Annotated in this window: 11 protein-coding genes; 3 read left to right on the top strand and 8 right to left on the bottom strand. The window is 46.1% G+C overall.

Annotation, left to right across the window (positions count from 1 at the left end):
- Nucleotides 1-231: 231 nt before the first annotated feature.
- Both AC1DP6_RS12550 and AC1DP6_RS12545 read right to left on the bottom strand, forming a co-directional pair.
- Entirely contained in the window at nt 232-1,224 is a 993-nt protein-coding gene (locus AC1DP6_RS12550; RefSeq protein WP_477055127.1) for a FecR family protein, read from the bottom strand.
- 65 nt (nt 1,225-1,289) lie between these two features.
- On the bottom strand, nt 1,290-1,880 hold the full coding sequence (locus tag AC1DP6_RS12545; protein WP_477055126.1) for a sigma-70 family RNA polymerase sigma factor: 591 nt from the start codon (nt 1,878-1,880) through the stop codon (nt 1,290-1,292).
- Nucleotides 1,881-1,992: 112 nt separating this feature from the next.
- Here AC1DP6_RS12545 and AC1DP6_RS12540 point away from each other — a divergent pair, with 112 nt between their 5' ends.
- Nucleotides 1,993-2,799: an alpha/beta hydrolase gene (locus AC1DP6_RS12540; RefSeq protein ID WP_477055125.1), complete on the top strand. Its 807-nt coding sequence runs from the start codon at nt 1,993-1,995 to the stop codon at nt 2,797-2,799.
- A 140-nt stretch (nt 2,800-2,939) separates the two neighbouring features.
- Nucleotides 2,940-3,545 carry an alpha-ketoglutarate-dependent dioxygenase AlkB family protein gene (locus AC1DP6_RS12535; RefSeq protein ID WP_477055124.1) on the top strand — a complete coding sequence of 202 codons (606 nt, stop codon included), beginning with the start codon at nt 2,940-2,942 and terminating at the stop codon, nt 3,543-3,545.
- A 5-nt stretch (nt 3,546-3,550) separates the two neighbouring features.
- Here the strand turns inward: AC1DP6_RS12535 and AC1DP6_RS12530 are convergent, their stop codons facing one another.
- Nucleotides 3,551-3,937 (bottom strand): response regulator, encoded by a 387-nt coding sequence (locus AC1DP6_RS12530; protein ID WP_477055123.1) that lies wholly within the window; start codon nt 3,935-3,937, stop codon nt 3,551-3,553.
- A 217-nt stretch (nt 3,938-4,154) separates the two neighbouring features.
- Between AC1DP6_RS12530 and AC1DP6_RS12525 the strand changes: the two genes are divergently transcribed.
- Nucleotides 4,155-5,009, top strand: coding sequence for a protease complex subunit PrcB family protein (locus AC1DP6_RS12525; protein ID WP_477055122.1), 855 nt, complete (start codon nt 4,155-4,157; stop codon nt 5,007-5,009).
- Nucleotides 5,010-5,111: 102 nt separating this feature from the next.
- Here AC1DP6_RS12525 and AC1DP6_RS12520 read toward each other — a convergent pair whose 3' ends face one another.
- The 5 genes from AC1DP6_RS12520 to AC1DP6_RS12500 all read right to left on the bottom strand — a co-directional run bounded on the left by AC1DP6_RS12520 (nt 5,112) and on the right by AC1DP6_RS12500 (nt 14,491).
- Nucleotides 5,112-5,975 (bottom strand): NAD(P)-dependent oxidoreductase, encoded by an 864-nt coding sequence (locus tag AC1DP6_RS12520; protein ID WP_477055121.1) that lies wholly within the window; start codon nt 5,973-5,975, stop codon nt 5,112-5,114.
- A gap of 144 nt (nt 5,976-6,119) precedes the next feature.
- Complete coding sequence (locus AC1DP6_RS12515; RefSeq protein ID WP_477055120.1) at nt 6,120-7,559, bottom strand: alpha-L-fucosidase; 1,440 nt, start codon at nt 7,557-7,559, stop codon at nt 6,120-6,122.
- 9 nt (nt 7,560-7,568) lie between these two features.
- Nucleotides 7,569-9,617 carry a glycoside hydrolase family 2 protein gene (locus AC1DP6_RS12510; protein ID WP_477055119.1) on the bottom strand — a complete coding sequence of 683 codons (2,049 nt, stop codon included), beginning with the start codon at nt 9,615-9,617 and terminating at the stop codon, nt 7,569-7,571.
- A gap of 9 nt (nt 9,618-9,626) precedes the next feature.
- Nucleotides 9,627-11,216, bottom strand: coding sequence for a RagB/SusD family nutrient uptake outer membrane protein (locus AC1DP6_RS12505; RefSeq protein ID WP_477055118.1), 1,590 nt, complete (start codon nt 11,214-11,216; stop codon nt 9,627-9,629).
- A gap of 17 nt (nt 11,217-11,233) precedes the next feature.
- Nucleotides 11,234-14,491, bottom strand: coding sequence for a TonB-dependent receptor (locus AC1DP6_RS12500; protein WP_477055117.1), 3,258 nt, complete (start codon nt 14,489-14,491; stop codon nt 11,234-11,236).
- Nucleotides 14,492-14,645 lie beyond the last annotated feature (154 nt).

The raw sequence follows: 14,645 nt of genomic DNA, 5'->3' as shown, positions 1-14,645 counted from the left end.
CTTTTAGCTTGTTATTTGTTGATAATAGTTTATGATTAGCTGTTAGCTATTAGCTGTTAGCTTTTAGATTATTATTTGTTGATAATAGTTTATGATTAGCTGTTAGCTGTTAGCTATTAGCTGTTAGCTTTTAGATTATTATTTGTTGATAATAGTTTATAATTAGTATCGCTGAAAACAAATGCTACAGGCTAAAAGCTAAAAGCTAATAGCTAACAGCTAACAGCTGTTTCAATAGATGTGTATGTGTTGCTGATCCTGTTGCCAGGTGAAGCGGGCTGTTTGTGAGAGGATGTCCAGCACACTTTTCAGCGACATACGGTGGAAGTTGGCGGTAATATGTTTATGCAGCAGTTCCGGCCGGTGTATGGTGATCTGTACCCCATACCATGCTTCCATTTCCCGGCAGGCTACAACGAGATCAGTTTGTTCGTAGCTGAGTTCTCCACTTATCCAGGCGGTAGCTGTTGCTGTGGCTACAGGATGGATATTAAACTGCCCGTTGCCGGTATGCAGCAGGAGCTGTTCTCCCGGATGGAGGTCCCCTAGCGGCTTGTCTGCAGCTAATAACTGCACTTTACCGGATTGGAGGATAAGGGATAGTTGCTGACGATTGCTTTCTTCCTGTATTTCAAAACGTGTTCCCAGTACCTGTGTGGTGTAGTTACCTGTTTTAACGAGGAAAGGTTTCCCGGCGGCAGCAGCTACGTCAAAAAAGGCGCGGCCCTGCAGTAAAATCGTACGTTCGTGCTGGTTATACTCATTATTATAACGGATGTTGGCGCCGGGAAACAGGGTGATGCTGCTACCATCGGGCAACTGTACCTTTTTTATCAGCATAGGCGTACCTGTTACCATGGTCCAGCTGATAGGTGTTGGTGTGGAGCGGGAAGCAAAGAAAGTATAGGCTGTTCCAAGCAACACTATAACGGCAGCGGCTATACCAACCCGAAGGAAACGGCGGCGGGGCAGCTGCTGTTGCGGTAAAGGTTCCTTCACCATTATATCTATACGGGTACGATGATAAAATTTTTCCCAGGCATCCTGGTCGGGCAGGTAATGTATACCTGCGGTGGTCGTCTGATGCCAGGCCGTTTCCATACAGGCCTGTACAAAGGCGGTATCCTGGCCACTGGCAATATAATCTTCTGCGATGCTGCGGTCCTGCTCCGGCAGGGTTCCTGCGAAGTAGGCAATCATGAATGTTTTAGCTGGTCGTTCCACGGTAACTGTTTACATCTTTATAAGACGCAGGTAAGAAACCGGTCAAACTATCCGCAAAGGTTGAATTAATATACGCTTAACATTGGGAGTAAGGCAAGGAATACAAATGGCAGGAGGTCGGCATAGTCCTGCAGCTCTGCGCGCAGCATTTTAAGAGAAGAGGCAATATGATTTTGTACGGTATAAACGGAGATGTTCAGCTGGCTGGCAATTTCTGCATAACTCAATCCCTTTTCTCGGTTCAGCACAAATGCTTCTCTTCTGCGTGGGGGCAGCTTATCGAGGCATTGCTGGTAGCGCTGCACCAGTTCCCGGTAGTGAAGCTTGTCGGAGGGCTGAATAGCAGGGTAGTCGTGGTCCGGAGAGATCTCCTGTGTCAGCATTTTCTTCCGGCGGGTCATACTCACTACTTCATTGCGCATCATGATAAAAAGATAGCTGTTGAAATCATCAATACCTGCCATCCGTTCTTTCTGTTGCCATACCTTAAATAGTACGTTCATCGCCAGTTCTTCACTCAGCGTATGATCGTTGATAAAGCGGGCAGCGTATCTTAACAGCCTTGGAAAGCAATAATGAAAAACAGGTTTGAACTGCAGGTCGCTTCCATTCAGCCACTCCCGCACATACACTTCAATTGCAGAAAAATCTTCCATCGGGTATCTGGACTTTAATCATGACATCACAAATATAGCGGGGGCATGTTACGCCATTGTTAAGCCAACAAACGGTGGATATCTTTTTTATGCTTAAGTTTGAAAGAAAAAAATGCGTCTGTTAATCTTTCTGCTTGGCATCTTATTCATTAGTACAGCAAATGCGCAAACCACTCCTTTTTCAATCGGTGAAGTACAGCAGATCCGGTCAACGGAATTAAATGAAACACGCACGCTGAATATTTATCTCCCGGAGGGATATGAAAAAAATATCCAACAAACCTACCCGGTCATATACCTGCTGGATGGTTCTGCGAATGAAGACTTTTTGCATATAGCAGGACTGGTACAATTTTTAACCATGATCCAGCAAATGCCACCTTCTATTATAGTGGGTATTGCGAACATAGACCGGAAAAGGGATTTTACCTTTCCGTCTACGGTGGTGGAAGATAAAAAAGACCTGCCTACCGGAGGAGGATCTGCAAAATTTATCCGTTTTATTGAGAAGGAATTGCAACCCTATGTAAAGCAACATTTCAGAACCAACCATGTCCGCACTATCATTGGACAATCGCTGGGCGGTCTACTGGCTACCCAAATACTGGTGGAACATACTCATTTGTTTAACCGCTATGTGATCATTAGCCCCAGCTTATGGTGGGACAATGAATCGTTGCTGGCCAAAATAAAGAAACCCTTCTGTGATACAGGAATAGATGCACAGATTTTTATTGCGGTGGGTACTGAAGGAAAACAAATGGAAGATGATGCAAAGGCGCTGTCAGATAAGCTACAGGCGGAACCGGTAATGGGCATGTCGGTGGTGTTTGTGCCCATGCCTGAGGAAACGCACCTGACTATTTTGCACAACGCGGCGTATAAAGCATTGCAGGTACTGAATCCGCAAAAGAAATAATGATGAGCTGCGGAACGACTATGTTGCTTCTTTTTAAGCGCCTGAGTTCCCCTTCCGGAGGTGGGGCGTTTACCTGTAAAATAGCGTTTTTCATTACCCAATGAACCTTCTGGCATAAAATTGAGATAGTATACAACCATATGTCGCAGCTAAGTTTTTTTGATGATAATGAGAGCTTGCTTTTTCCGGAGAATCTGCTGGAATATTATCCGCATTTCCTAGAAGGAGGAGCAGGCATCGCACTCCTGAATGAGTTGGTTAGCACCGTGCCCTGGAAGCAATCTACTCTAACGATAAAAGACAAAGTGATCCTTACACCACGACTGCTGGCCTGGTATGGAGATGCGAAATACAGTTATCGTCTCTCTGAAAAACAATTTGATCCACTCCCCTGGACTCCGGCATTGCTGGCATTGCGACATAAGGTGGAGGATTTCACGCAGCTACATTTCAACAGTGTGTTGCTGAATTATTACCGGGATGGTAACGACTCTGTTGCCTGGCATAGCGATCATGAGCAAGAGCTGGGGAAGCATCCCAATATCGCTTCCTTAAGCCTGGGGCAGGCGAGGAACTTTGACTTCAGACATAAGAAAGATCATCAGCGCAAATATTCCCTGAAGCTGGGCAACGGCTCATTGCTGATCATGAAAGGAGACCTGCAACAACAATGGGAGCATCGTATAGCCAAGTCCTCCCGACCTTTGCAGCCAAGAATTAATTTAACGTTCAGGATTATTTACTAAGCAAGTTATAGAAAGCGTAAGAAGGTGTGGGCAATATCCAGGCTTTCCTGGTAAGAAATCGGCTTGGTGATAAAAGAATGTGCACCAAGTTCCATGCATTTCTCTTTTTCGAAAGGGTTGATAGAAGTAGAATAAATGATTACAGGTATGTTTTTTAAACGGTCATCCTGTTTGAGGTTCCTGAGCGTTTCCGTGCCATTCATCCTGGGCATGTTCAGGTCTAATATAATGAGGAGCGGAACCGGGCTAAGTGCATCGTTTTCCTGCAAAATAGTCAGCGCCTGTTCTCCATCTTCCGCAAAAGAAATCGTATCAGGTGCATTTATAGACTCCATTGAAAACCGAATGATATCCCGGTCGTCAGCATCATCATCTACCATAAGAATTTTCATCCGTTAATATTTGTCCACCTTCGTACAGTCAAAGTGGATGCCATTAGGATTAATTTTAATTTTAAACCCGCTAATGCTCACCGCTATTGATTAAGGGAAAACGAGCGGGTGCCCCAAAGTGTGGAATTCGGGCGGAAGGAGGGTAATAGATTACACGGATTTTTAAACCTATTCACAAATACCTTAATTTCGCCCCATCGTATAAAAACCTGTTTTTATGAATCTATACACGGCAGTAGCATTACCGGTATTCCTCCTGACTTTACAGCCTCAGGACCTTTACAGCAAAGATAAACCTGTAACAGAATACACAGCCCCCAAACCCCAATCGCGAATTTCTTTTGGTAATGGCATTGATCTTATCGTAAAAGGTCTGGGTTTAAATATCGACAATATCCGCTTTATTAAAGCCCCTAAGGCCACGGATTACTTTAAACTGGCCAATGACAAAGCGCCTTATGCGCAGTCGCTCATCATCGCCGGCAATAACGGTATCCAGTCTGGCCGTGACCGGAACCCGGAGTCACCAGCCACCAGGGAGCAGTTTGCTCTTGCTTTATATGAAGCCATCACCGCTAAAAACCAGTACCCGGTGAATATGATGTGGCTGAATATAAAAGATGAAAAGTCTTTTACAGGCAGTGCTCTCAATGCCGTACAAACGCTCATCAAATTCAATGTAGTGGCACTGGAGAACGGCAATTTCCGTCCTAAGGCATACATCACCAAAGCAGAAGCTGCTACTATGGTAAAGAAAGCTGCCGAATTTATACAGTCGCATAAAGAAAATGCCGGAGAAGGACAAAAGGCAGATGGTGCTGTTACCTTTACCACCACGCCGGTAAACGACAAGGTAAGCAGTATTGTACTTTCCGCTGGCAGCAAGCCTACCGGAGGCTATGAACTGCGTGTTACCCGTATCGATTTTACGGCCGCTAACGAGGCCATTATTCACTATAAGCTTACTGCGCCTGCTCCAGGTAGCATGACCATAGAGGTGATTACAGAGCCGAAGGCAGAAACGTTTATTGGCACCGCTTATAAGGTGACGTTGAAAGGAGAGGGTAAGTAAAGAGAATTACGAATTAGGAATTACGAATTACGGATTTGTGGGTAGATAACAGCAGATGATCAACATTTGCCTATCTACCCACAAATCCGTAATTCGTAATTCCTAATTCGTAATTCCTTCTATGCTGTCTTTTCCTATTACCGTCCAGTCATCATTACCATGACCTTTCTCTATCCAGCGGTCCATTTCTGCTGCGATAGCCGGTAATACTGCCAGATGGGTATCGCCTTTTTTTGCGGCATCAATAAACAGCTGCGTGTCTTTCCGGGCCATGCTCAGTTCCCAGGAAGCATTGTTATAGGTACCAGACGTCATCCTTTGCAGTCTGGCTGGTACCCCTGTGCCGGGGTTCCAGGTACCAAATAGGGTGCTGACATCACTGATAGAGATGTCGAGTGCTTTAGCGAGTGACAGGGTATCTGCGAGGCCAGCCGTCAGACTAACCAGGAAGCTGTTACCAATTAGTTTTATGCCGGCTGCTTTGCCAACAGTATCTCCAAAATTGATCACCTGGCCGGTCATTTTAGCGAGGGCTGGTGTGATGTTGCTGATCACTGTCTGATCGCCGGAAACCAGCATATACCCGGTGCTTTCCAGCGCATTGGAAGGTCCCATAAATACGGGTGCATGCAGGTACGTGAATCCACGTGCGGCCCATTCTTTCGTTCTTGCAACGGCGCCATCGGCAGAAGTAGTGGTATGATCAATGATCATCGCCCCTGGCTTCAGTCCTGCGAGCGCTGCCTCCAGTACTTCATTTACGGTATGGTCATCTTTAAGTGTCAGGTGTATGCGGTCTGCGCCTTTTACGGCTTCGGTCACTTCAGCAAATGCTTTGGCGCCATAGGTTTCCAGCGCGGTAGCTTTAGCGGTAGTGCGGTTCCATACCTGTACGGTTTCTCCTTTACTGATAAGTGCCCTCACGAAATTTGATCCCAGAAGGCCCATGCCTAAGAATGCTATCATAACCTTTTTTCTTTCGAAGGTAGATTAGAATTACGAATTAGGAATTACGAATTACGGATTTGTGGGTAGATAACAGCAGATGATCAACATTTGCCTATCTACCCACAAATCCGTAATTCGTAATTCCTAATTCGTAATTCTAATTCAGGTCTTTGCTTTTTCAAAGTGCCCGTTATCACCACTGCCGCTACGATTGGTTTGTAATAAAATGACTACCGGCGTATGATAGTTTTTAGCATCCAGGTGAAGGAAGTATTCATTTTTCCCAATTACTTCCGGTAAGAGTGTCTGTGTTGGATTGTCCAGGTAAGCCGCTTTTGTCAGCGTGGTTTGTGTTGGTAGTTTTACACGGAGACTACCGGATACCGGTACATTGCATACCACCATAAAAACGCTGTCGGTACTGGCTTTACGGATATAGTAACCCCAATCCTGTTTTTCAAAACCGGCATAGCCACCGCCACGGATGGCCGCGCCGTTTGTTTTCATCCACTGACCAATTTCCTGCATGCGCTGCACTTCTTCTGTACGGAAAGTACCATCGCTTTTAGGCCCAAAGTTGATCACGAAGTTGCCGCCAAGGGAAGTAGATTTTACCAGCATTTCAATTAATTCGTTCGACGTTTTTATATGCCCTGCCCACTTCGCATTATAGCCCCATTGATTTTCCGGAATGGTCATCACACCTTCCCAGTCGTTACCATGTATGTCGGCAAATTTTTCCGGTAGCTTGCGCTCCCAGCCCTGTTCATAGTCGCCCATCAGGTGACCATTGGAGTCAAAATGCCTGGCGCCTTTTTCGTCGGCGCGTAAGCGGCTGCCAATGATCAGGCCCGGATGTATTTTTTGCAGGTACTGTTCCAGTTCATCTGAAAAGGCGCCATCATTTTTCCAGGAGTCATCCCAGGTGCCGTCAAACCAGCACCCTTTTACCGTTGGATATTTTAACAGCAGTTCCTGTAGCTGGTTTTTTACAAACACTTTAAAACGGTTGTTGGCAAGACTGTCCGCCGGCGTTTTCAGTGACGCGCGGTAGTCAGGATGGTTCCAGTCGATGATAGAAAAGTAGAGGTATACATCAATACCTTTTTTATTATACGCGGTAACCATGGGACCAATGATATCTTTTTTCCAGGGAGAAGCAGCTATCGTGTAGCGGCTATACTTACTGGGCCATAAACAGAAGCCATCATGGTGTTTGGTGGTAATAATCATGTAGCCGGCGCCCATGTCTTTCGCTTGTTGGGCCCACTGGTCCGGGTTATAATTAACGGGGTTAAATTGTTTGTATAAGTTATCATAGTCTGCCTGTGGCATTTCTTTCCAGGAGCGGATCCATTCGGCTGCGCCATTGTAAGTTTTGCCTTTCCATTCGCCGCCTGGAATGGCGTACAATCCCCAGTGAATGAACTGTCCGAGGCGCAGGGATCTCCAGCGCTCCATGTCGGCATCTGTTCTGTTGCCGGTGCGGTGCGCGCCATGTTCGAGTGTGATACTATCTTTTGCTGGTATGCTTGTCTGGCCCTGGCTTTGTAGTTGTAATAACAGCAATGCGGTGGCAGCAGCCGTACAAAATTTGTTCATCGTTATCAGTTAATGCGTCCAGGTAATAGTGTCTGTTATAGCTTTTCCATTATGAGTGCCCGTAGCCTTCAGGGTATTTATACCAGCTTTGAGCAGGATGTTGTCGAAAATAAAATCCCGATGGTTAGCGCCCTGATGGCCGGTTACCGGCTTGCCATCGTTGAGGGTAAGTGTGATGTTTTCCAGGTTGCTGAAGACTTCCACCTGCACCTGCGCCTGTTTCCGGATATTATTGCGGCGCTCTGCGATGTAGATTATTGGCTCCGGATTCCAGTTAGCCTTATACCAGTAGAAAGCATCTTTTTTCTGCTTGCGGTCATAGGTGATTAAACCCTTTAAATTCCGTGCATTTACACCACCTCTGTTCCACATGGGAACGGCAAATTCAAACATATTCCACAAATACGAGGCGGCAATGTAAGGATGCTTTTCTATGACAGACCACTGTTTTACGTGAGTAGCTGTTTGATAGGTTTCGGGGAAGAATTGTCCGCTTACCGGATCAAAATCTGTAGAAAGGCTATCTGTATGCTGGTTAATATTTCCATCTGCACCATATTCTGTGAGCATCAGTTTATAGTCAGGATAATTTTTTTCCAGTCCGCTTACCCATTCTTCTATGTCGTTGATCTTTCCTTCGTACCAGCCGAAGTAGCGGTTCATGCCWTGTATGTCTGCTGCCAGGTTAGCGGGACGGTTCATTTCACCGTAACCACTTACAGCTACTGTATACCGGCCCGGATCTTCTGTTTTAGCCAGGTCATTCAGTTGTCGTGTTAACACCGCCACATGTTCATCGGGTGTTTTGGAATATACTTCATTGTGCATGCCCCATACATAAATAGCGGGGTGGTTCCTGTTTTGCCGTATCAGTTCTGTGAGTTGTTGCCGGGCGTTTTCACTTTCTTTTCCCGAGAAGTTATTAACAAAGGGTATCTCTGCCCAGATCACAAAACCCATGCTATCACATTGGGAGTAGAGATAATCCGATTGCTGGTAATGTGCAAAGCGGATGGTGGTGGCGCCTATTTCGCGGATCAGGTCCAGATCCGCTTTATGCTGTTCGTTGCTGAGCGCGTTGCCACAGTCCTGCCATTCCTGGTGACGGGTAACACCGTGCATGACGTAGGGTTGTCCGTTCAGGAAAACGCCTTTGCCGGGGATCACGTCAAAACTGCGTATGCCCAGTGGTTGTGTTACTGCGTCAATGATATGACCCGCTGCGATGATGGAAGTGGTGAGTGAATAAAGATACGGATCTTTCATGCCGTTCCACAGGTGTGGCTGTGTAACGGGAAGGTTCTGCCGGATGATGTTAATGCCCTGTGGRCTGAGTACCACGTCCTTAACTACTACGGATATACGTTTTCCCTGCTTATCTTTAATCTCAGTTTGTACCTGTACAGTAGTATGATGTGATTGTTTGTTTTCAATTTTTGCAACTACGCTGATGTCTGCGTTTTTATCGCTGACATTTTCCTGGCTGATCGCGAGCCCGGACGATGCGTAATCAGTGGTCGTGATGTTGATATCGTTGGTGATGAGCAGGTTCACGGGGCGGTACATGCCACCGAAAATGCCAAAGAGGAAATTGTTGATCGGAAGTACATCTTCCCGGGCCTGGTTATTCGCTTTCACCACAATGGTATTTTCTGCTCCATATTTTACGGAGTTGGTGATTTCGAAGCAGAAAGCAGCGTAAGAACCTTTATGCTCGGCTATTAACCGGTTGTTGATATACAGTGTAGCCACGGAGCCTACTCCGTCAAACCGGAGAAATAATCGTTTCCCTTTCAGTGCCGGATCTACTTTAAAAATCTTTTTATAACAAGCATCGCCGGCATAAAAATTTTTGCCTTCCTGCATGTCTTTGTTATTCCAGGTATGCGGAATGTGCACGTTTGCCCAGGTGGTATCTGTTTGGCTGGAATCAGCGGTGAGTGGTCCTTTTCGGAAAGCCCATCCATCGTTGAAGGGAATTACTTTTCTTCCTTCCTGTCCGTACCCCTGTAAAAACAGGAGTACAGTCAGGAATGTTATGAGGGTGTGTTTGTTCATCTGTTCTGATTATTTGCTATATCCTTCGTTCTGTTGCAGTACGGCATCTTTGTTCACATCAATTTCCGATTGCGGAATAGGCAAATGTATATTGAAGTCGCTGATGGTAGGAGCTACTTTCGGATTATACTTCCGGACTCTTTCCACCAGTTTTTTGGTGCGGATAAGGGTGAGGCGGCGTAGTTCTTCGGCCGTGAGTTCCCTGGCTCTTTCATCGAGGATATAATCCATAGTTACTTCAGATGCCTGTACCGGTGTAGCATGTGCGCGGTCGCGGATCACATTGATACTGGTGGCCGCATCACCGGGACGTCCCTGTAATAGCTGTGCTTCCGCCAGCAGCAGGTAAGTTTCCCCGAGACGCATTTGTATCCTGTCTTTATAAGACTGCGCCCCTTGGATATCCTGCGGTTGAAACTCATACCATTTAGTGGTATGCGCATAAATATTCTGGATAGTATCGAAGCCGCTCACGATGACCGGTTGTCCGTATTTAGCTGAGGCCGGATCATTGTAATAATACTTACGGCGGATATTGTACGGAGAGTTGCGCATGTCTTTTTGTTCGTACAGTTCATACGTCCACCAGTTGGTAGGTCTGATCCTGCCTATGCCACGTCCGCCGAGGGAGTCACATACTTTCATGCCGGCTACGTTCACATAGAAGGGGCCCCATTCGCGGCGGCGCTGATCAAAGTTGGTAACAGCACCACCACCGGTTACATTGTATTGTTGTTCTATTACCCAGATGGCTTCTGTATTGCCCTGGCTGCGGCGCATGTTGCCGTAGGTGAACATATCCGCAAACGGATCACCGGGCAGGGATGCTTTAGTGCCATAGCGGTTGGTGATCAGGGTAAAGAATTTGCTATCGATCACTCTTTTGGCAGCAGCTTCTGCATCTGCCGGTTTCTTGGCACGGAGTAAGGCTTCTGCTAACAGCTCTGTGGCTGCGAATTTATTGATGCGACCCTGTTTTACCACATTGGCAGGATCCGGAAGATGTGCTTCTGCAAAAGTAAGATCTGTGATCATCTGTTGTATTACCGCATCTTCTGTAGCCCTGGTATAATCAGTGCGTGGAACGGCTACCGGCGCCGTAATCAGTGGTACACCGCCAAATAAAATAGACAGGTGATTGTATGCATAAGCGCGGAAGAAACAGGCTTCTGCTTTATAGAAGTCACGTTGTGCATCCGTTAGTGATGCTTTGGGATTGGCGGAAGCATCGATGACTACGTTAGCTGCGTTGATCACTTTATAGCCCCAGTTCCAGATACTGCTCAGGGAGCCGGTTTGAGAATTTAGATTCTGGTAATTCTCGTAAGGCGCCTGTACTGTGTTGGGCTGCCCGGTAATAGCCATGTCGGTACCTACGTAAAAAGTGGCCAGTAAGCCCTGCACATCACCATAGTCGGCACGCACGATGCTTAACATGCCGGTGCTGGCAGCTTCAAAGCCCAATGGATCTACGAGGGTATTATCCGGTGCGTAATCAGATTTCAGCTGTTCGTTGAGAAAACTTTTGCTGCAGGAAGACAGGGAGGTGATGAATACACCTGCTGCCAGCATTCCGCATATATATAAGCTCTTTTTCATGGTCATATCTTTTTAGATTAGAAACTGATATTTACCCCCATGATGATGGTGGTGTTAAGCGGATAAAAATTTGAACTCTGCTGATCAGGACCTTGTCCGTTGGCTAAGCGCATGTCTTTAGTAGTACCTGATGTAGCGATAGCAGAGGGAGATGTTTCCGGATCATAACCTTTCCATTTGGTAAAGGTGGCGAGGTTACGACCGCTCATATACACCTGCAGATTGGAAATTTTATGACGCTGTAATACCTGTTTATCAAAATTATAACTGAGTGTAACGTCTTTCAGGCGGATAAAAGAGGCGTCCTGTGCGTATTTATATCCTTTAGGATTGGTATAAGGCAGTGATGGATTGGTATTGATCTTGTTGTCAGAAGTCCAGTAAGGAATGTCTGCCGGCAGGTTTACAATACCGGCCTGGTCTCTGTTATCAAGAATATTATTTGGGCGTAATGAGCCATGTACGTCCTGGAAGAAAATGTTCAGTGTAAAGTTTTTGTAGCGGAAAGTATTGGTTAAGCCGGCTACATATTTGGGTAATTGTGAGCCGAGATAAGAACGATCAGCTGCATCTATTTTACCACTGTTATCAATGTCTTTGAATTTGATATAGCCTGGTTTGGTACCCGGATCGATTTTGGAATCTTCACCTACCTGCCAGATGCCGGCCATGGTATAATCGTAAATACCCAGCATTGATTTACCAATAAACAGGTTGTTGCCGATATCATCTTTATTATCACCATAAAGTGCCACTACTTTATTTTTATTGAAGGAGATGTTGAAAGATGTTTGCCAGGAGAAATTATCGGATTCAATGTTCCGGCTGTTCAGTAATATTTCCAGTCCTTTGTTGGCAGTTTCCCCGATGTTGTCATATACAGAAGTATAGCCGTTGATAGCAGGTATTTTTCTGCTCAGCAACAGGTCGTTGGTATGTGTGCTGTAAGCTTCAATGCTACCACTGAGGCGATCGTGCAGCACGGCGAAATCAAGGCCAATATTTAATCCGGAAGTGGTTTCCCATTTCAGGTTAGGGTTCCCCAGTGTAGAGGGAACAACACCTATGGCAGTAGCGCCGTCGTAGATGTAATTGGCGGTTGTCATTCTTGTTAACGTACGGTAAGCGCCTACTGCCTGGTTGCCGGACTTACCATAGGAAGCCCTTAATTTCAACTGGGAAATCGTAGGTACAGCGGCCATGAATTTTTCCTGCTGGATATTCCATCCGGCAGCGATAGACGGGAACACGCCATACTTGTTATTGGCGCCGAATCCGGAATAGCCATCGCGGCGGATAGTAGCAGTGAGCAGATAGCGGCTGTCGTAGTTGTAGTTTATTCTGAACATCTGTGATAACAGGGCACTGCCGGTATAGGAGGTAGTCGTTTTCTGTACCTGCGCGGCTTTCATATTACTGAAGTCCAGGTTATCATTTATAAAAGAGTTGGCATCCAGTTGTGATGTGAATTGTTCATCCTGTTGGGCACTATATAAGGCCGTGAAATCCAGGTTATGTTTTTTCACATGCAGGTTATACGTCAGGAGATTTTCAACGATCCACTGTTTGTTTTCTTCATTGTACACTTTAGCAGTACCTAACATGTCGCCCATTTTGCGACCGGAATAGTCGCTGGTGCGATTGGGCCGGAAAGAGTAGGAGGCGTTCATGCGGTATTTCAGTCCTTTCAGGAAGGTAGGTGCTATTTCTGCATAGCCGCTGGCCGTGATGTTTTTGCCACGGTCCAATCCGGGATTATATAGGTTGATGAGCGGGCTCATATACAGTGTTTGCGGTGCAATGGGATATACTTCATAGTCACCGGCGGCATTGTAGAGGGTACCATAAGGACTGAGTGCATTGGCATCGAAGAGAGTGGCTTTACCACCGTCCTGGTTATTGTTTACAAAGAACATGTTCACACCTGCTTTCATCCAGGGAGTTACATTCGCGTCTACATTGGCGCGGATGCTGGCGCGGTTATACTGGAACCCTTTGACGGTACCATCTTCTTTCAGGTAAGTACCGGAGATATAATATTTCACATTATCGGTACCACCGGAAATGCTCAGTTCATGACTGTGGATATATCCCTGTTGTTGGATTTCTTTGAGCCAGTCTACTTCTGGTTTGCCATTGGCAAAATTCTGTTGTTCAGATAGGTAAGGCAGGTCTGGTGCGTCTGGGCGGCCGGCCTGGATATTATACCAGTGATTTTTGGTGCGGTATTGTTCACCATCCATTTGTTGTACCGTGTTGGATTGATATTCCGGTCCGGCGTAGCCGCTGTAGGAAATAACAGGTTTACCGGTTTTTCCTTTTTTGGTGGTGATCATGATCACGCCATTGGCTCCTCTGGCGCCATAGATGGCAGATGCGGATACATCTTTCAACATATCAATGGCGGCAATATCATTCGGGTTGATATCATTATAAGAGCCACTGAAGGGGATACCATCCAATACGATCAATGGTGAGTTGCTGGCACTGATGGATTTGAGTCCACGTAAATAGAAGGCAGGGGAGCTGCCTGGCTTGCTGCTGTTGCTGACAATATTTACGCCGGGAGTTGTTCCCTGAATCGATTGCAAAACGTTGGTAACGGGTAAATTGTGGAGCCTTTCTTTAGGAACAGATGCCACTGCGCCTGTTACATCACTTCTTTTCTGGGTACCATAACCTACCACTACCACTTCCGTTTGTTGTTCTACGGATGCTTTCAATACAATATTGAAAGTGCCGTTGCCGGTAACGGTTACTTCCTGCGGTATCATGCCCAGGTAGGAAAATACCAATATCTGGGGGCCTTCTGCGGTAATGTGAAGGGCATAGCTACCGTCGTTGCCGGTGCTCACGCCCTGGGAACTACCTTTTACTCTAACAGACACACCGGGTAAAGGTGCGCCTGCTTCATCGGTTACTTTTCCTTTTACATCTGTTGGTGGAGTGGCCAGCGTTATTTCTTCTCCCTTAGGGGTAGCCACTTTGGGAGAAATGAAAACGGATTTGTTCACGATTTCATATTTCAACGGCTGTCCTTTCAGCATCAGGTCCAGGAATGCCTGGATGGATGCATTTTCCACTTTCATGGTCACAGGATTCGCTTTTTTCAATACTTCCCTGCTGGCTACCACGGTGTAGCCGGATTGTACTCTGATGACAGCGAAGATTTGTTCTACCGGTACATTCCTGCCTGACCAGGTAATCAGTTGCCCGAATCCCGTGGCATGCACATTTAACAGAACGACCGTAAGCAATAAAAACGTCAGTTTCATAACTAACAGCATTTTGGTTGGAAACCAGCTCCTGGTCAGTACTTTACCTGATGTAGGTACATGACGGGGCTGGTTACAAAGAGCAATTTTTTGCATAGCTTTGCATTGATTTGGCTTGTAAATAGATAGTTGTATGGAATACTCAACTGTTTTG

The sequence above is a fragment of the Chitinophaga sp. 01L420 genome, assembly GCF_056399985.1.
This window is presented reverse-complemented; position numbering and strand designations above follow the sequence as displayed.

What these genes read in the sequence shown, in the direction of transcription:
- AC1DP6_RS12545 (WP_477055126.1), bottom strand. Translation starts at nt 1,880, where the DNA reads ATGGAAGATTTTTCTGCAATTGAAGTGTATGTGCGGGAGTGGCTGAAT.
- AC1DP6_RS12540 (WP_477055125.1), top strand. Translation starts at nt 1,993, where the DNA reads ATGCGTCTGTTAATCTTTCTGCTTGGCATCTTATTCATTAGTACAGCA.
- AC1DP6_RS12535 (WP_477055124.1), top strand. Translation starts at nt 2,940, where the DNA reads ATGTCGCAGCTAAGTTTTTTTGATGATAATGAGAGCTTGCTTTTTCCG.
- AC1DP6_RS12530 (WP_477055123.1), bottom strand. Translation starts at nt 3,937, where the DNA reads ATGAAAATTCTTATGGTAGATGATGATGCTGACGACCGGGATATCATT.
- AC1DP6_RS12525 (WP_477055122.1), top strand. Translation starts at nt 4,155, where the DNA reads ATGAATCTATACACGGCAGTAGCATTACCGGTATTCCTCCTGACTTTA.
- AC1DP6_RS12520 (WP_477055121.1), bottom strand. Translation starts at nt 5,975, where the DNA reads ATGATAGCATTCTTAGGCATGGGCCTTCTGGGATCAAATTTCGTGAGG.
- AC1DP6_RS12515 (WP_477055120.1), bottom strand. Translation starts at nt 7,559, where the DNA reads ATGAACAAATTTTGTACGGCTGCTGCCACCGCATTGCTGTTATTACAA.
- AC1DP6_RS12505 (WP_477055118.1), bottom strand. Translation starts at nt 11,216, where the DNA reads ATGAAAAAGAGCTTATATATATGCGGAATGCTGGCAGCAGGTGTATTC.
- AC1DP6_RS12500 (WP_477055117.1), bottom strand. Translation starts at nt 14,491, where the DNA reads ATGAAACTGACGTTTTTATTGCTTACGGTCGTTCTGTTAAATGTGCAT.